The following is a 16979-nucleotide window of genomic DNA, read 5'->3' on the forward strand; positions in this document are numbered from 1 at the left end:
TAACGGACGCCGCACGGCGCGCAGCCGCCATTGTGCACTCCCCACTACGTGGCGATGAGGACGATGGGTTCGGTCGTGGGTTGCAGGGAACCGCCCGCCGGTTCGACCGTCACACCGACGGCGACGCCGGGCGTGAACGAGCCGTCGAGCACCCGCCACGTCTCGCCACCGGTCGTGTCGAAGGTTCCTGCCGGGGCCGCGCCGGCGTCGTCGATGTACCAGAGCTCGTACGTCTGCTCGGAACCGACATCGGGCAGACCCTCGGCCACCACGACGGAGCGCCCCCGCGACGCCGAGGCCACGAGGGTGACCTCGCCGCCGCCCAGGGCCTCGAGCGTCGTCGTCTCCGCGTCGGGGGCCGCGGCGATCGCGGCCCTCTCCTGCTGGGCGCCCCAACCGTTGGGACCGGGCCAGCCGATGCCGATGACGGCACCCGCGATGAGCACGACGGCGGCAGCCGCCGCCGCGATGATCGCACCCGGCCGCTGGAACCAGCGGCGGCGCGCCTCGGTCTCCGCACGGCCCGGAGCGGCCGCGGCCGGGGCCGGCGCTGCCGGGGCGACGGCGGTCGCGTCCGCGCCGGCCGCGTCGGCGGCGCCGGCCGCGGCATCCGTCGCCGGCGAGGCATCCGTCGTCGTCGCCGGCGAGGCATCCGTCGCGAGCTGCGGCGTCGTGTCGAGCACTGCCATGAGCCGCGCCCTGAGTTCGGCCGGTGGGGCGACCGGCGGGGCGAGCCCGGCGAGCTGGGCGGCCGTCTCGGCGTAGGCCTCGGCCTCGTCTCGGAGCTCGGCCGACGCCGCGAGCGCACGCTCGACGGCTGCCCGCTCCTCGGCATCCACCGCGTCGAGGGCGTACGCGGCGAGATCGTCGTGGCGCCCGCGGCGCTCGTCGCGCTCGCGGTCGTCCTGGTCGTTCGGCCCGGTCATGTCCTCACCCCCAATGCGGTTCTCAAGCGGATCATCCCGTCGCGCAACCTGGTCTTCACGGTGCCGAGCGGCACGTGCAGCCGATCGGCGATCTCGCTCTGCGAGAGGCCGCCATAATAGGCGAGCGCGACGCACTCGCGTTGCAGGTCGCTGAGCGCTCCGAGCGCGACCTGCACGCGCTCGTGCTCGAGGCGGGTCTCTGCGGCCTCGGCGACGGTGTCGACCGGCACGTCGAGGTCGCGCGCGCCGATGCGAAGGTCGCGGTCGCGGGCGGACTGCGCCGAGCGGATGCGGTCGACCGCCCGGCGGTGCGCGAGGGTGAACATCCACGCGACGGCGCTGCCGCGCGCGGCGTCGTATCGGGGGGCGGTCTGCCAGATCTCGAGGTACACGTCCTGCGTCACCTCCTCGGCCTGGGCGGGGTCGACGACGAGCCGTCTGACGAGCCCGAGGACGCGGGCCGAGGTCGCGTCGTAGAGCACGCCGAACGCCTCCCGGTCGCCGCTGCCGACGCGCGCGAGCAGTTCGTCGACGGTCGGGCCGGGCGCCGATGCCGTGAGGTCGCCACCGCCGTCAGCCACGCGTTCAAGCATGGCAGATCGGCGGTGCCGCGTCGCGTGCGCCGCGGCGGGGGGCGTAGGAGTGAGCGCATGGGTCATCCGAACGTGAAGGAGTAGGCGTCGACGGCGGCCGACACGGCGACGGTGAGGATGCCGGATGCCGCGGCATCTGTCAGTACGAGCTCGTACGACCGGGGCACGCCCGAGACCTCGATCTCGCGCGTCGTGCGCCCGTCGTCGACGGTGACGGTGCCCGAGCCGCCGAGCACCATGCGCACCTCGCTCGCCGTGTAGTCCAGGCGCACCCTGGCGTCGCCGCCCGACGGCGAGATGGACTGGGTGTCGAGTGCCCAGCCGCCGTCGAGCGCGAAGCTGTCGGACGGGAGTTCCTCGGGGAACGAGAAGTCGGTCGTCGCCCGCCGGTAGGGCTCGTCGCCGCCGAAGTTCACCTGCTTCGTGGTGCCGAGGAACGTCTCGGGCGTCGTGGAACCGGCTTCGGGGGTTTCGTCGGCCTGGTCGGTGACGCCCGGCAGCGCGACATCCGGGTCGGCGTCCTCCAGGAGCCGGCGGATCAGCCCCTCGGTCGCGGCGTAGTTGCCCTCGCCGAACGAGATGTGCCGCACGACGCCCTCGGCGTCGATGAGGTAGTGGGCGGGCCAGTAGCGGTTGCGGTAGTTCGTCCACGTCGCGAGCGAGTTGTCGAGCCCGACCGGGTAGTCGATGCCGAACGCGGCGATGCCCGCCTCGACGTTGCGCGCCTCCTTCTCGAAGGCGTACTCGGGCGAGTGGATGCCGATGACCGACAGGCCCGCATCGCGGTATGCCTCGTCCCACGCGACCACGTGCGGAATCGAGCGCTGGCAGTTGATGCACGAGTACGCCCAGAAGTCGATGAGCACGACCCGCCCGCGCAGGTCGTCGAGGTCGACGGATGCCCCGTCGTCGGTGTTGAACCACCGCTCGATGCCCGTGATGGACGGCGCCGTGCCGCACGACTCGAGCTCGGACGCGCCGTTCGTGCATTGGTCGAGCTTCTCGTTCTCCTCGTTCACCAGCCCGCCGAGGTCGAGCGCACGGGTGATCTCCTCGGAGTCGGCGAGCTCCTGCTGGAAGGTGCTCGTGTAGTCGGGCACGAGCCGCTGCAACAGCTGCGGCAGGTTGAAGACGAGGCCCACGGCGAGCGCGATCATCACGACGCCGCCCACGGTGCGGATGGTCTTCTGATGCGTGCGGAACGTCTTCACCCGCTCGGCGACGCGACGACCGGCGAGCGCGAAGATCAGCAGCGGCAACGCGGCGCCGATCGCGAACGACAGCGTGAGCACGACCGTCTCGACGCCGATGCGACCCGTCGACCCGGCCACCGTGATCGCGGCGAGCACGGGGCCGGCGCAGGGCACGTAGACGGCGCCGAGCGCGAGGCCGAGCGGGAACCCGCCGTGCTCGGTGCCGACGTCCTTGCGCGGGATCCACGAGAACGGCTTCTCGAGGATCTCCTCGAACCGCGGCACGATGAGCCCGATGCCGATGAGCACGAGCACGACGATGCCCGCCCAGCGCAGCACGTCCTGCGGCAGTCCGAGGGCGGCGAGGATGAGCGACCCGACGAGCGTGAACACACTGAAGCTCACCACGAGGCCGGCGATCACGAGGTAGGGGCGCCAGCGGCCCGCCTGCGGGGCATCCGTCGTTCCTCTCGCGCTCTGCGCGCCGCCCGACAGGAAGATGACGGGCAGCACCGGCAGGATGCACGGCGAGATGCCGGTGATGAGGCCGCCGAGGAGGCCGATGAGGGCGAGGGTGATCACGGATGCCTGCTTTCACGGGGTCACCGAGTGGTTCGCAGCGGAGCGTCGAACCGATTGGTCGGATGCCACGGCGCGTGCGCCCCTGCGTTCGGGCGTGCCGCGGCATCCGTCCAATCCGCCGGTGAACCCGCACCGAACCCCTCGCAGGCCCCGCTCAGCGGGCCGGCACCCACGAAGGAGTCCACCGATGCGATCCACGACCCGCAGCACACGCACCGCCCTCGCGGCCCTCTCGATCACGGCGTTCGCCGTGCTCGGCCTCGCCGGCTGTATGAGCGGCACACCCACCGCCGAGAGCGATGAGCCCACCATGTCGGAAGAGACCGCCGAGCCCACCGAGGAGGCCATGGAGATGGACCCCGCGGCCGACCTCGTCGGCCCCGGCTGCGCCGCCTACGCCGAGCAGGTGCCCGACGGGCCCGGCTCTGTCGTCGGCATGTCCACCGACCCGGTCGCCGTCGCCGCCTCGAACAACCCGCTCCTCACGACCCTGGTCGCGGCGGTGTCGGGCCAGCTGAACCCGGAGGTCGACCTCGTCGACACCCTGAACGGCGACGAGTTCACCGTGTTCGCGCCGGTCGACGACGCGTTCGCGAAGATCGACCCCGCCACCATCGAGGCGCTGAAGACCGACGCGGCGACGCTGTCGAGCATCCTCACCTACCACGTGGTGCCCGGCCAGCTCTCGCCCGACGAGGTCGTCGGCACGCAGACGACGGTGCAGGGCGGCACGGTCGAGGTCACCGGTTCGGGTGATGCGCTCATGGTGAACGACGCCGCGGTCATCTGCGGCGGCGTGCACACCGCGAACGCGACCGTCTACCTGATCGACTCGGTGCTGATGCCCGTGTAGCGCCCGCGATCGTGCGACGCGCGAGCGGCCCCGTCGGAGTTCTCGACGCCGGGGCCGCTCGTTCGTGCGGGCGCGCTCGGTGCGCCTTCAGCGGACTCCGAGGCGGATGCCGCAGGCTGGGGTTCCGCATTCGCGCACCGCCGCGCCACGACCCGAACGGAGGGCGACGATGGGCTGGAGCCTGCTGCTCGACGTGCTGCTCGTCGTCGGCTTCATCGCCGCCGTCGTGCACGGCTCCCGCGCCGGGCTCCTCCGCACGGCCGCGGGCCTCGTCGGCCTCGTGCTCGGCGGCATCGCCGCCTGGTTCGCGATGCCGTGGGTCGCCTCCATCGTTCCCACGCCCGAGTGGCGGGCCCCCGCCGCGATCGGTGCGGCGCTCGTGCTCCTCTTGTTCGGGGCGTGGCTCGGCGCCATCGTCGGCAGCGCCCTCCGTCACGGCGCGCGTGCCATCAAGCTCGGCGTGCTCGACCGGGTGCTCGGCGCGATCGGCAACCTCATCGTCACCGCCTTCGTGGTGGCGCTCGTCGCGTCGGGCGTCTCGGCGATGGGCGTGCCCGTGCTCTCCCCCGCGGTGGCGGGCTCCCGCGTGCTCACGGCGCTCGACCGGATCACGCCGGCGCCGGCGCGGACGCTCCTCGCCGAGCTCCGCACCTCCGCGGTCGGCGAGGGGATCCCCTGGCTCCTCGACGTGCTCGACGGCCCCTCGGAGGCGCCCGAGCTGCCGAGCGGCGGCATCGACGACGCCGAGGTCGCCCGCGCCGCGGCATCCGTCGTGCGCATCACGGGCACCGCATTCCAGTGCGGCCAGAACCTCTCGGGAAGCGGCTTCGTCGTGGCCGAGAACCGAGTCGTGACGAACGCGCACGTCGTCGCCGGCGTGACCGAGCCGATCGTGGAGGCGCCCGGCCAACCCGCGGTCGCCGGCCGCGTGGTGGCGTTCGATCCGGCGAACGACCTCGCCCTCATCGCCGTGCCGGGGCTCGCGACGCCACCGCTCGCGGTCGCGGACGCGGCGGCGGGGGCGGATGTCGCGGTGGGCGGCTACCCGTTCGGCGGCCCGTTCGAGTTGCGGGCCGCACGCGTCATGTCGGTCGGACCGATCACGATCGAGGAGGGCGGGCGCACCTCGACGCGCGACGTGATGACGCTCGCCGCGGACGTCGACCACGGCAACTCGGGCGGTCCCGTGATCACGGGCGACGGAGCCGTCGGCGGCGTCGTGTTCGCGAAGTCCGAGTCGGTCGAGAACGTCGGCTACGCGATCCCGGTCACGACGCTGGCACCGCTCGCCGCCGAGGCGCCCGCACTCGACGAGCCGGTGGACTCGGGCTCGTGCGTCGCCGGATAGGCCCGCCGCGCGTCAGTCGGCGCTGAAGCCCTCGAAGCGGATGCCCCAGCTGAGCCGCCACTCCTCGCCCGGGTCGAGCCAGCGCAGGCCTCGGCCCGAGTTGAACGCCTCGGCGGGCGCGGTCATCGGCTCGACCGCGATGGCGACATCGCCTTCTTCGCCCGGGAACCCCCGGGTCGTGAACACCTGCACGTAGTCGAACTCGTCGTCGGCCCAGATCGAGACCCTGCGGCCGTCGGGGGCGGTGAGCGTGTGCAGCACCTGACCGTCTTCGCTCGCGAGCTCGCCGAACGCGTCGTCGAGCTCGACGTCGCCGACCCGACGCCCCTCGCGGAAGTCCCAGTCGGTGCCGTCGACGGGAACCTCGCCCGTCGGCAGCAGGCGGTCGTCGACCTCGATGTGGCTGGCTGCGTCGAGACGGAGGGTGAGGTCCTCGGTGCGCACGCCGCCGATCTTGAGGAACGGGTGGGTGCCGATCGCCACGGGGGCGGCGTCGGCGCCGAGGTTCTCGACGTAGTGCGTGACCTCGAGGCCGTCGGCGATGAGTTCGTAGTGCACCGCCGTTCCGAGCAGGAACGGGTATCCGAGCTGCGGATAGATCGTCGCGGCGAGCGTGACCGAGTCGCGTTCGCGGGCGATCGGCTTGTACTCGGTGTTGCGGAGCAGTCCGTGGATCGCGTTGTTGCGGGCCGGCTCGGTGATCGCGAGCTGGCGGTCGACGCCGTCGTGGTTCCAGCGACCGTCGCGGATGCGGTTCGGCCACGGGACGAGCACGATGCCCGCGCCGGACGGCGGCGACGCGTCTTCACCGTAGGCGGGCACGAGGTCGATGCCGTTGATGCTGAGGGTTCGGATGCCGGCTGCGACGGCGGTGATCGTCGCCTGGAGGTCACCGCTCGCCGTCGACGTCTCGAGGACGAACTGCTCGCCCGTGGGAAGAGTCATGGATCCACTTTAGAGTCATCCTGCGAGCGCCACCGCGAGCCCGGCGGCGCCGAGCTCGGCGACGAGCGGCATCGGCGCCGCGGCATCCGTGACGAGCGCGTCGAAGGCGTCGATGGGCGCGATCCGGCCGAGATGCACCTCGCCGAGCTTCGATCCGTCGGCGACGACGATCGACCGGGCGGACGCCCGGAGCATGAGCGCCTTCACCGCCGCTTCGGGCAGGTTCGCGTTCGTGACCCCGTGCAGCGGGTCGACGCCGTTGCAGCCGATGAACGCGAGGTCGACGTGCACCTCGTCGAGCATCGAGCCCGCGAGCGGATGCACGAGCGAGTGCTGCTTGGGCCTCAGCGTCCCGCCGGTGACCACGACGGTGAACCGCGGGATCTCGTCTTCGAGCTCGAGGGCGATGGAGAGTCCGTTCGTGAAGACGACGAGGTCGTCGAGCTCCTGGCGGGCGCGCAGTGCGCGGGCGATCTGCAGGGTGGTGGTGCCGACGTCGAGGATGATGCTCTGCCCGCTCCTCACCATCGACGCGGCGTGCTCGCCGATCGAGCGCTTCGGTGCGACGGATGCCGCGAGCGCCTCCTCGAAGGTCGGCTCGCGGTCGGGCCGCTCCGCCTCGAGCACCGATGTGACGGGAACCGCGCCGCCGTGCACCCGGCGGATCTCGCCGTCGCGCTCGAGCGCATCGAGGTCGGCGCGCGCGGTCACGGTCGTGACGCCGAATGCGGCGCTCAACTCTGCGACCCGTACGAACCCGCGTTCTTCGACGAGCGCGAGCGCGAGCTCGCGTCGTCGGGGGGCGTCGAGTGGCGCGGTCGTCGTGGTCGCGGCATCCGTCACGGAAGCAATTCTGCTCTGCTCGCGATCGCTTTGCAATACGCAACTCATTTGTTTGCGAAACGAAAGTCGCGTATCGTGGCGGCGTGCAGACCGACCCCCGCATCGTGGTTCGCCCGTCGACCCTCGCCGACGGACGCGAACTCATCTACTTCGACGACGCCGACACGAGTCTTCGCGCCGAGCGCGCCATCGACGAGCGGGCACTCGACCCTCGTCCGGCGACCGCCCACATGCGGCAGGATCCGCTCACGGGCGAGTGGATCTCGATCGCCGCCGCCCGGCAGAACCGCGTGTTCCTGCCGCCCGCCGACGCTGACCCGCTCGCGCCGCAGACGCCGACCAACCCGTCGGAGATCCCGAGCGACTACGACGTCGCCGTGTTCGAGAACCGGTCGCCGTCGTTCGGTCCCGAACCGGCCGCGCCGGATGCCTCCAGCGCCGACGCGCTCGCCTCCCTGCGTCGCATCGGGCTCGAGCGCTCGCTGCCGTCGGTCGGCCGCTGCGAGGTCGTGTGCTTCAGCCCCGAGCACGAGGGCTCGTTCGGCACGCTCAGCGTCTCACGGGCCCGGACCGTGATCGAGGCGTGGGCGCGACGCACGGCCGCGCTGTCGGCGCTGCCGGGTGTGGAGGAGGTGTTCCCGTTCGAGAACCGCGGCCGTGAGATCGGCGTGACGCTGCCGCACCCGCACGGTCAGATCTATGCGTATCCCTACGTGACGCCGCGCACCGAGCGACTGCTCGCGTCGATCGACGCCTACGGGCCGTCGCTCATGGCCGACATCCTCGAACGCGAGCGCGGCGGCCCCCGGATGCTCGTCTCGGGCGAGCACTGGACGGCGTTCGTGCCCTTCGCCGCGCGCTGGCCGGTCGAGGTGCACCTGCTCCCCCATCGGCACGTGCCCGATTTCGCCGAGACGACCCTCGCCGAGCGCGACGAGCTCGCCTCGCTCTACCTTCGACTGCTGCGCGGCGTCGACCGGCTGTACGAGACCCCCACGCCGTACATCGCCGCCTGGCACCAGGCGCCCGTGCACGAGGGCCGCGACGACGTGCGGCTCATGCTGCAGCTCACGAGCCCTCGCCGTGCCGTCGACAAGCTGAAGTTCCTCGCCGGCTCCGAGGCCGCGATGGGAGCATGGATCGGGGACGTCGCCCCCGAGGCACAAGCCGAGGCGCTGCGCGCCGCGATCGGAGGGGTCGAAGCATGAACGACAAGGCTGGCGCGTCCGGGTCGGCGACGACGACGGCCTCGACAGCGGCGGCGCACGGATTCGCCGAGTGGTTCGGTCGGCAGCCCGCCGGCGTCTGGTCGGCACCCGGGCGGGTCAATCTCATCGGCGAGCACACCGACTACAACGACGGCTTCGTGTTCCCGTTCGCCATCGACCGCCGCACCGCCGTCGCCCTCGGGGACCGCGACGACCGCGTCATCCGCGTGGCGTCGTCGTTCTCGCCCGAGGCAGTGACCGTGCACCTCGACGAGCTCAGCCCCGATGCCGTCAACGGCTGGGCCGCGTACCCGCTCGGCGTCGCGTGGGCCCTCGGCGAGTTCGGCGCCGACCTCGAGCACTCGCGCGGAGTCGACCTCCACGTCGCATCCGATGTGCCGATCGGCGCCGGCCTGTCATCGTCGGCCGCGATCGAGTGCGCCGTCGCGCTCGCGCTCGACGAGCACTGGGGATTCGGATTCGACCGGCCGACGCTCGCGAAGGTCGGGCAGCTCGCCGAGAACCGTGCCGTCGGCGCGCCGACGGGCATCATGGACCAGTCGGCTTCGCTGCTCGGCGAAGCCGATGCCGGAGTCTTCCTCGACTGCCGCAGCCTCGACGCCGATGTGATCCCGCTCGGCTTCGACGCCGACGGCCTCTCGCTCCTCGTGATCGACACGCGCGTGTCGCACGACCACGCGACGGGCGGGTATGCGGCGCGCCGGGCCTCGTGCGAAGCGGGCGCCCGGGCCCTCGGGGTCGAATCGCTGCGCGACCTCCGCCCCGCCGACCTGGAGCGCGCGAAGTCGCTGCTCGACGACGAGACCTTCCGCCGCGTGCGGCACGTGGTCACCGAGAACCAGCGCGTGCAGGGCACCGTGCGCACGCTGCATGAGCACGGTCCGGGAGCGATCGGCCCGTTCCTCGATGCCTCGCACGTGTCGATGCGCGACGACTTCGAGATCTCGGTGCCCGAGCTCGACCTCGCGGTGGCCACCGCACAGGCGAACGGCGCGATCGGCGCTCGCATGACCGGCGGTGGGTTCGGCGGCGCGGCGATCGCCCTCATGATCGACGCGCTCGTGCCGGTCGTGACGCGAGAGGTCGCCGCGGCGTTCGCCGAACAGGGCTTCCGCGAGCCGGCGATGTTCACGGCGCGCCCGAGCCAGGGTGCCCGACGGGACGCGTAGCTGCCGCGACGCGGCCGTCGCCATCACCCGCATCGGCCCATGCAGGTGTCGAGCGAGGAGGGTCAGTCTCGCGTCACCGCGCGCGGAGTTCCGCCCGTGATGCGCACGAGCTCGTCGAACGACGTCGGGAACACGGTCTTCGCGTGGCCGGCGGCCGCCCAGACCACGGGGTAGTCGGCGAGCTGCACGTCGACGACCGTGCGCACCGGCGACGGATGCCCCACGGGAGCGACCCCGCCGATGACCTGGCCGGTCGCCGCCTTCACGGTCTCCCTCGAGGCGCGGCGGATGACCCCGCCGAGCTCGGCGCCGAGCCACTCCGTGTCGACGCGGTGGGCGCCCGAGGTGAGCACGAGGATCGGCTCGTCGTCGATCGTGAACACGAGCGAGTTGGCGATCTGGCCGACCTCCACGCCGAGCGCGTCGGCGGCCAGCTGCGCCGTCGTCACGGCGTCGTCGAGCCAGACGATCCCGGGCGTGAGTCCGTGGACGGCGAGCGCATCGGCGACGCGGTCGACCGAGGGGTGCGAGAGGGTGGTCATCAACCGATCCTACGATCCGCGTAGAGTGCGACCGTGTCCTCCGCCCAGCCCTCGCACGAACGGCTCGCCCGCCGCCTCGGCCTCGCCGACGCCGTCGCGATCGGGCTCGCCGCGATGATCGGCGCCGGCGTGTTCGCGGTCTGGGCCCCGGCTGCCCAGGCTGCGGGCGCGGGCCTGCTCACCGGTCTCGCCGTCGCGGCGTTCGTCGCGTTCGCGAACGCCGGCTCGACCGCGCAGCTCGCCGTGCAGCACCCCGAGTCGGGCGGCGCCTACCGCTACGGGCGCGAACGGCTCGGACCGTGGCCGGGGTTCCTCGCGGGCTGGTCGTTCGTGATCGGAAAGACGGCGAGTTGCGCTGCGATGTCACTCACGGCAGCCGCCTACCTCGCGCCGCCCGGATGGCAGCGACCGATCGCCGTCGCCGCCGTGGTCGCGCTCGTCGGCGTGAACCTGCTCGGCATCACCCGCACCGCGCGCGTCGGCGCCGTGCTCGTCGCCGCCGTGATCGCCGTGCTCGCTCTCGTCGTCATCGCCGGGGTCGCTGCCGCGGCAACAGGCAGCACGGCGCTCGGCGCGACGTACGGGGACGCCGTGGTACCGCCGTTCGCACCCGGGCTGCCCGGCACGGTGTACGGAATCCTGCAGTCGGCCGGGCTCCTCTTCTTCGCGTTCGCGGGCTACGCACGCATCGCGACGCTCGGCGAGGAGGTGCGGCATCCGGCGCGCACGATCCCGCGGGCGATCATCCTGGCGTTCGTCGTCGTCGTGGTGGTCTACGCGGCTGTCGGTTCCGCCGCGCTCTTCGCACTCGGGCCCCGTCTGCTCGCGGCATCCGACGCACCGCTCGCCGACGTCGTCGCGGCCGCCGGATGGGGCTGGGCCGAGCCGGTCGTGCGCATCGCCGCGGGCGTCGCCGCGCTCGATTCACTCCTCGTGCTGATCGCCGGGATCGCCCGCACCGGACTCGCCATGGCGCGCGACGGCGAACTGCCCGCGGTGCTCGCGTCGGTGCATCCGCGCTCTCGAGTACCGCACATCGCCGAGCTCGCGGCCGGAGCCGCCGTCATCGTGCTCGTGCTCGCCACCGACCTGCGCGGCGCGATCGGATTCTCGTCGTTCGGCGTGCTGATCTATTACGTCGTTGCGAATCTCTCCGCCATCACCCAGCCGCGGGCGGAGCGTCGCATCCCCCGCTGGCTGTCGATCGCCGGTGCAGTCGGATGCCTCGTGCTGGTCGTCACGCTGCCGCTGCCGTCGATCGTGGCCGGCGTCATCGTGCTCGCCGTCGGGGCTGCCTACCGTCTCGCGAGCCGCGCCGTGCGACGTAGGCTGACGCAATGAGCGCAGACCCCTCGGCCCGAATCCTCACGATCGCCGGCATCCCGTCCCCCGTCGTCGACGAGCGCGCCTTCGTCGCCGCAGGCGCGGTCATCGTCGGCGACGTGCACCTCGCACCCGGCTCGAGCGTCTGGTACAACGCGGTGCTCCGTGCCGAGGCGGAGCCGATCCGGCTCGGTGAGGGCGCGAACCTCCAGGACACCGTCGTGTGCCACGTCGACGCCGGGTTCCCGCTCACGGTCGGGCGAGGCGTCTCGGTCGGCCACGGCGCCGTGCTGCACGGATGCACCGTCGAGGACGACTGCCTCATCGGCATGGGCGCCACGGTGTTGAACGGCGCCGTGATCGGCGCGGGCTCGCTCGTCGCGGCGGGAGCCGTCGTGCTCGAGGGCACGGTCGTGCCGCCCGGCTCGCTCGTGGCGGGCGTTCCGGGCAAGGTGCGACGAGAGCTCACGGACGATGAGCGAGCGGGCATCCGCCGGAACGCCGACGCCTACCTGCGTCACGTCGAGAAGCACACCGCCCCGGTGGACTGAGCGGCGCGACGAGGCGTCTCAGCCTCGAAGGGCGGCGTTCGGCAGACCGCCCACGCCCTGCAGGCGGCGCAGGCGGCGCACGACGTGCCGAGCCACCAGTCCCAATCCCCACGCGGCAGCGCCGAGCGGCTCGCGATCGTGCGACCCGAGCATCCGTCGCCGTTCGTACGCGTTGCGGAGCAGTCCGCCGGCGAGGTCGTGCCGCCGCTCGAGGCGCGGCAGCGGCACGATCTCGCGGGCCTCGGCGAACGCGTCGAGTCGCCCGAACCAGTCGTCCGCGTCGCAGCCATGGAAGTAGTTGTCGTTCGTCCATGCGGCATCCGCGTGCCTGAAGCGGCCGTGCACCAGGTCGTCGAGCGAACCGAACAGCCCGGACCCCTCGAACACGGTGTTGATCATCGCCGGCGACACGCCGAAGTCGTCGAGCAGGAGCGTCGGCAGGCGGAGCGCCACCGCCTCGAGGGCTGTGGTGGAGCTCACGGTCACGACGGCGTTCGCACGGGCGAGCTTCTCGGCCATGGGACCGTCTTCCACGACCAGGTTCGACGGCACTCCGTCGGCGACGTGGAGGAGGTCGGCGTAGTCGTGCTCCTCGAAGTGCGTCTGCGCCTCGCCCCGCCGCGCACGCACCTTCACGACGACGCGCTGTCCGGGATGCCGGCGCGCATACTCGGCGAGTGCCTCGAGCACCCGCACGCGGTCGTCGCGCTCGGTCGGCACCTTCGCCTGGGCGGCGAACACCAGGTCGGTTCGATCGGATGCCGCGGCGCGCCCGGCATCGCCTGCCGTTCCCCGACCGCCGGCCGGGATCCGATCGTCCGCCAGGAACGGGAGCGTCGCGAGCCCGAAGCGCCGGTCGACGCCGAGGTCGGCGGCGTTCGCCCGGAACTCTCGCACCTCACGACGACTGTGCAGCACGACGAGGTCGGTCTGCTCGCGGTAGACCACGGCCTTCGGCACGGCGGGGATCGTGAGGCCGGGGAACCCGCTCAGGAGCACAGGGCGATTGCTCCGACTCTCCAGCGTCGGCGCGACCACGCGCACGAACGGCCCGCGGAGCGACAGCAGCACGGCGTGCGGGTCGTCGCGGTCCACGAGCGCGCCCAGGTCGTCGAGGTGGAGCACGTGCACGTCGCCGGTCGTGAACCGCGTGCCGGCGAGGGCATCCGCGAGCTGCCGACGGCTCGGCAGCACGGGCGATGCGAGGACGACGAGGCTCGTCGTCCACGTCGCGGGCATCGTCGACGCGAGCGCTGCACCCCACTTCACGTAGGAGTCGGAGTCGGCGACGACGAGCAGGCGCCGCGTCGCGGCATCCGCTCGGTTCTCGATACGGCCCATCGGGCCCACTCGACCGCCGGAGCTCACACGAGCACCCGGCGGAGCTTCGCCTTCGCGGCCTCCTCGCCCGGGTACACGCGCTTCACACCGTCGCCGAGGGCTTCACCGATGATCCGGATGTCGCGCACGAGGTGGTCGAGTCCCTGCGGCTCGAGCGATGCGGCGTGGTCGGAGCCCCACATCGCGCGGTCGAGCGTGATGTGACGCTCCACGGCGACCGCTCCGAGGGCGACCGCGGCGAGCGAGATCTGCAGGCCGCGCTCGTGACCCGAGTAGCCGACGGGCACTCCGGGGAAGCGCCTCTTGAGCGCGGGGATCATGAGGAGGTTCGCCTCCTCCGAGGGCATCGGGTAGCTCGATGTGGCGTGCAGGATCACGAGCCGGTCGGTGCCCAGGATCTCGACGGCGCGGTCGATCTCGTCGAGGGTGGACATGCCGGTGGAGAGGATGACGGGCTTGCACGTGTCGCGCACCGCTTCGAGCAGCTCGACGTCGGTGACCGACGCCGAGGCGATCTTGTGCGCCACGACGCCGTACTCCTCGAGGTCGGCGACGGCGGGCACATCCCACGGCGACGCGAACCAGTCGATGCCGCGGAAGGCTGCGTGCTCCGCGAGCTCGGCGTACTCGTCGCGGCCGAACTCGACGCGGTGACGGTACTCGAGGTACGTCATCCCTCCCCACGGCGTCTCACGCAGGGTGAGCTTCATGTGCTCGGGCGTCGAGATGTCGGGTGTGCGCTTCTGGAACTTGACCGCCTGGGCACCCGACGCGGCGGCGACGTCGATGAGCTGCTTCGCGATCTCGGGGTCGCCGTTGTGGTTCAGGCCGATCTCGGCGATGACGTAGACGGGCTCGTACTCGCCGATGGCGGCGTGGCCGATGCGCACGGACATTCGGGGCTCTTCTCTCTTCAGGGTCGCGCCGAGGGCGCGGGGTCGTAGACGGCGGATGCCGCGGCTCGCGCCTCGCGCTGCCGGCGGGTCGGGTGGGCCGGGTCGAGCTCGCGCGCCTCGCGTGCGGCGGCGCGGGCAACATGTTCGCCCCGCCAGTCGTCGTCGACGGGAGCCGCGGCGGCGGTCGTCGCGGCGTGGGCGGCGAGCACGAGTTCGGCGAGCTCGCGCACCGCGCCGTGCCCGCCGTGCCGCTCGAGCACGTGGCGAGCGCGTTCGAGCGCGTCTGGCGCGGCATCCGGCACCGCCATCGGCCAGCCCACGATGTCCAGCGCCGGGATGTCGCCGCGATCGTTGCCGAGGTAGGCGATGCGGTCGAGGCGGATGCCGCGCGGCGCCGCCCACTCGCGCAGCGCGGCACCCTTGTCGGAGATGCCCTGAAGGAAGTCGACGCCGAGCTTCTCGGCTCGCCGCGACACCACGGGGTTGGCCTCGGCGGAGAGGATGAGCACGGGGATGCCGGCGTCGCGCAGCCGTGCCACGCCCGCGCCGTCGGCCCGGCTGACGCGCACCGATTCGCGTCCGAGCTCGTCGATGGTCGCGGTGTCGTCGGTGTGCACGCCGTCGAAGTCGGTCACGACCGCATCGACGTCGACGAACGGATGCCGCGGATCGGCTACCCACCCGGTGCCGGCGCCGGCACGTCGCGCGAGCGCCGCCGCGACCCCGCGCGCGAGCCGCCGGTCGACGCGCGGCGCGAGCGCCCGAGCCCGGGCGAGGTCGGCGGAGTCGTCGATCTCGATGGCGGTGTCGAAGTGCACGCGCTGCACGCCGATGCGCCCGAAGAACCGATGCCGCGCCTGGACGAAGCCGTCGGTGCGGAGCACGTAGAACGCCCCGGTCTCGAGGAACTCGGGCTCGCGGTCCTGCCGGCGCGGACGGTTCGACGGGTCGTGGTTCACGCCGACCGCGCTCGCACCGCTCGCGTCGTCGGCCTGCTCGTGCCACAGGAACCCGTGCGTCGGCGTCGCGGCGAACACCATGTCGCGCTCGCCGACCGCCACGCGCTCGACGGCGGCGTCGAGGTCGGCGGGATCGATGAACGGCGAGGTCGCCTGGATGAACACGGTGACGTCGCTCGCACCCTCCAGCACCTCGAGCGCATGCAGCAGCGCACTCTCACTCGACGCCGTGGCACTCGCCAGGTCGGCCGGGCGCTCGACGACCTCCGCCCCGGCCGCGCGGGCGACATCCGCGATCTCGTCGTCGTCGGTCGTGACGACGACCCGCTCGATGCTCTCCGCCGCGAGCGCGGCATGCACGGCCCGCGCGACGAGCGGCACCCCGCCGACGCGCGCCACGTTCTTGCTCGGCAGCCCCCGCGATCCGCCGCGCGCGGGGATGATCGCGATCGCCCCGGAATGGCTGAGCTCGGACCGCCCCGCCTGACCGGCCGTCTCGGTCGCCGCCCCCTGCGACACCGTCACGGCCGGCCTGCCGACCCTCTGCCCGTGATGTTCCTCAGGGCCGTGCGCGTCCCCACGCGCACCAGCCGGTCGCGGGCCGGGCCCGGCGGGGTCGGTCGAGCTCATGGGTCGAAGCTATGCGCGCGATGCGACCAACCGGTGCACGCCTGGTGAACGTCCGGCGACGGTCAGGCGACCACGGATTCGATGTCCACTTCCATCGACGCCGACGCCGATGCCGCAGGCACCTGCCCGCGGCATCCGTTCGCTCGTCGAATTCAGCGATCCGCTATCGGCGCAAGCGCAACTCCGCGGCCTTCACGACGTTCGCGAGCAGCATCGCGCGCGTCATCGGGCCGACCCCGCCGGGGTTCGGCGACAGGTGCCCGGCGACCGCCGCGACACCGGGGTCGACGTCGCCGGTCAGCTTTCCGCGACCCGTTTCCTCGTCTTGCACGCGCGTGATGCCGACGTCGAGCACCGCGGCACCCGGCTTCACCCAGTCGGCCTTCACGAGGTGCGGCACCCCGACGGCCGCCACGACGATGTCGGCCCGGCGAACCTCTGCCGCCAGGTCCTGCGTTCGCGAGTGCGTGAGCGTCACGGTCGCGTCGAGGCCCTTGCGCGTGAACAGCAGCCCGAGGGGGCGTCCCACCGTGAGGCCGCGGCCGACGACGGTCACGTGCCGCCCCCGGATCGGCACGTCGTAGCGACGCAGCATCTCGACGATGCCCGCGGGCGTGCACGGCAGCGGCGAATGCAGCTCGCCCTCGATGCCGAGCACGAGCCGGCCGAGGTTCGTCGGGTGCAGACCGTCGGCGTCCTTGTCGGGATCGATGAGCTCGAGCATCGCGTTCTCGTCGTGCCCGGCGGGCAGTGGCAGCTGCACGATGTAGCCGGTGACCTCGGATGCCGCATTCAGGTCGGCGATCGCCGCGCGCACGTCGTTCGTTGTCGCCGACGCCGGCAGGTCGACGCGGATCGACTCGATGCCCACCTCGGCGCAGTCGCGATGCTTGCCGGCGACGTACGAGCGCGACGCGGGATCGTCTCCCACGAGGAGGGTGCCGAGCCCCGGCACGACCCCGTGCGCCTTCAGCAGCTTGATGCGCGAGGCGAGCTCGGCCTTGACGGCCGACGCGGTCGCGACGCCGTCCAGCGTGATGGCGGTCATGTCGCCGC

The 16979-nt window shown here is 72.4% G+C and carries 16 protein-coding genes; 6 read left to right on the top strand and 10 right to left on the bottom strand.

What is annotated here, in order from left to right:
* Positions 1 to 44 precede the first annotated feature (44 nt).
* The 3 genes from ACFWN7_RS04030 to ACFWN7_RS04040 all read right to left on the bottom strand — a co-directional run bounded on the left by ACFWN7_RS04030 (position 45) and on the right by ACFWN7_RS04040 (position 3294).
* Entirely contained in the window at positions 45 to 926 is an 882-nt protein-coding gene (locus tag ACFWN7_RS04030) for an anti-sigma factor domain-containing protein (protein ID WP_376937435.1), read from the bottom strand.
* Positions 923 to 1519: an ECF RNA polymerase sigma factor SigK gene (gene sigK, locus ACFWN7_RS04035; RefSeq protein ID WP_376937436.1), complete on the bottom strand. Its 597-nt coding sequence runs from the start codon at positions 1517 to 1519 to the stop codon at positions 923 to 925. The genes ACFWN7_RS04030 and sigK overlap by 4 nt, the downstream gene beginning before the upstream one ends.
* A gap of 62 nt (positions 1520 to 1581) precedes the next feature.
* On the bottom strand, positions 1582 to 3294 hold the full coding sequence (locus tag ACFWN7_RS04040; RefSeq protein WP_376937437.1) for a cytochrome c biogenesis protein CcdA: 1713 nt from the start codon (positions 3292 to 3294) through the stop codon (positions 1582 to 1584).
* A gap of 187 nt (positions 3295 to 3481) precedes the next feature.
* Here ACFWN7_RS04040 and ACFWN7_RS04045 point away from each other — a divergent pair, with 187 nt between their 5' ends.
* Positions 3482 to 4147 carry a fasciclin domain-containing protein gene (locus ACFWN7_RS04045; RefSeq protein WP_376937438.1) on the top strand — a complete coding sequence of 222 codons (666 nt, stop codon included), beginning with the start codon at positions 3482 to 3484 and terminating at the stop codon, positions 4145 to 4147.
* Positions 4148 to 4316: 169 nt separating this feature from the next.
* Positions 4317 to 5495: a MarP family serine protease gene (locus ACFWN7_RS04050; RefSeq protein WP_376937439.1), complete on the top strand. Its 1179-nt coding sequence runs from the start codon at positions 4317 to 4319 to the stop codon at positions 5493 to 5495.
* A 12-nt stretch (positions 5496 to 5507) separates the two neighbouring features.
* On the opposite strand, the gene ACFWN7_RS04055 is transcribed toward ACFWN7_RS04050, so the two are convergent.
* Together ACFWN7_RS04055 and ACFWN7_RS04060 are read right to left on the bottom strand one after the other, a co-directional pair.
* Positions 5508 to 6440, bottom strand: a complete 933-nt coding sequence (locus tag ACFWN7_RS04055) for an aldose 1-epimerase family protein (RefSeq protein ID WP_376937440.1) — start codon at positions 6438 to 6440, stop codon at positions 5508 to 5510.
* Positions 6441 to 6455: 15 nt separating this feature from the next.
* A complete protein-coding gene (locus tag ACFWN7_RS04060) occupies positions 6456 to 7283 on the bottom strand; it encodes a DeoR/GlpR family DNA-binding transcription regulator (protein WP_376937441.1) in 828 nt (275 codons plus the stop codon).
* A gap of 83 nt (positions 7284 to 7366) precedes the next feature.
* Here ACFWN7_RS04060 and galT point away from each other — a divergent pair, with 83 nt between their 5' ends.
* Both galT and galK read left to right on the top strand, forming a co-directional pair.
* Entirely contained in the window at positions 7367 to 8491 is a 1125-nt protein-coding gene (gene galT / locus ACFWN7_RS04065) for a galactose-1-phosphate uridylyltransferase (protein WP_376937442.1), read from the top strand.
* On the top strand, positions 8488 to 9681 hold the full coding sequence (gene galK, locus ACFWN7_RS04070; RefSeq protein WP_376937443.1) for a galactokinase: 1194 nt from the start codon (positions 8488 to 8490) through the stop codon (positions 9679 to 9681). Before galT ends, galK begins: the two co-directional genes overlap by 4 nt.
* Positions 9682 to 9743: 62 nt before the next feature.
* Here the strand turns inward: galK and ACFWN7_RS04075 are convergent, their stop codons facing one another.
* Positions 9744 to 10223, bottom strand: a complete 480-nt coding sequence (locus ACFWN7_RS04075; protein WP_376937444.1) for a YbaK/EbsC family protein — start codon at positions 10221 to 10223, stop codon at positions 9744 to 9746.
* A gap of 33 nt (positions 10224 to 10256) precedes the next feature.
* Here ACFWN7_RS04075 and ACFWN7_RS04080 point away from each other — a divergent pair, with 33 nt between their 5' ends.
* Positions 10257 to 11564: an APC family permease gene (locus ACFWN7_RS04080; RefSeq protein WP_376937445.1), complete on the top strand. Its 1308-nt coding sequence runs from the start codon at positions 10257 to 10259 to the stop codon at positions 11562 to 11564.
* Positions 11561 to 12097 (top strand): gamma carbonic anhydrase family protein, encoded by a 537-nt coding sequence (locus ACFWN7_RS04085; protein WP_376937446.1) that lies wholly within the window; start codon positions 11561 to 11563, stop codon positions 12095 to 12097. The genes ACFWN7_RS04080 and ACFWN7_RS04085 overlap by 4 nt, the downstream gene beginning before the upstream one ends.
* 18 nt (positions 12098 to 12115) lie before the next feature.
* Here the strand turns inward: ACFWN7_RS04085 and ACFWN7_RS04090 are convergent, their stop codons facing one another.
* The 4 genes from ACFWN7_RS04090 to ACFWN7_RS04105 form a co-directional block, all read right to left on the bottom strand.
* Entirely contained in the window at positions 12116 to 13438 is a 1323-nt protein-coding gene (locus ACFWN7_RS04090; protein ID WP_376937447.1) for a DUF6716 putative glycosyltransferase, read from the bottom strand.
* Between the two features lie 23 nt (positions 13439 to 13461).
* Positions 13462 to 14334: an N-acetylneuraminate synthase family protein gene (locus tag ACFWN7_RS04095; protein ID WP_376937448.1), complete on the bottom strand. Its 873-nt coding sequence runs from the start codon at positions 14332 to 14334 to the stop codon at positions 13462 to 13464.
* Between the two features lie 17 nt (positions 14335 to 14351).
* Complete coding sequence (locus ACFWN7_RS04100) at positions 14352 to 15923, bottom strand: cytidylyltransferase domain-containing protein (RefSeq protein WP_376937449.1); 1572 nt, start codon at positions 15921 to 15923, stop codon at positions 14352 to 14354.
* 163 nt (positions 15924 to 16086) lie between these two features.
* Positions 16087 to 16971: a bifunctional methylenetetrahydrofolate dehydrogenase/methenyltetrahydrofolate cyclohydrolase gene (locus tag ACFWN7_RS04105; RefSeq protein ID WP_376937450.1), complete on the bottom strand. Its 885-nt coding sequence runs from the start codon at positions 16969 to 16971 to the stop codon at positions 16087 to 16089.
* Positions 16972 to 16979: the final 8 nt, after the last annotated feature.

Source organism: Agromyces sp. NPDC058484 (genome assembly GCF_042720415.1).
Taxonomy (GTDB): Bacteria; Actinomycetota; Actinomycetes; order Actinomycetales; family Microbacteriaceae; genus Agromyces.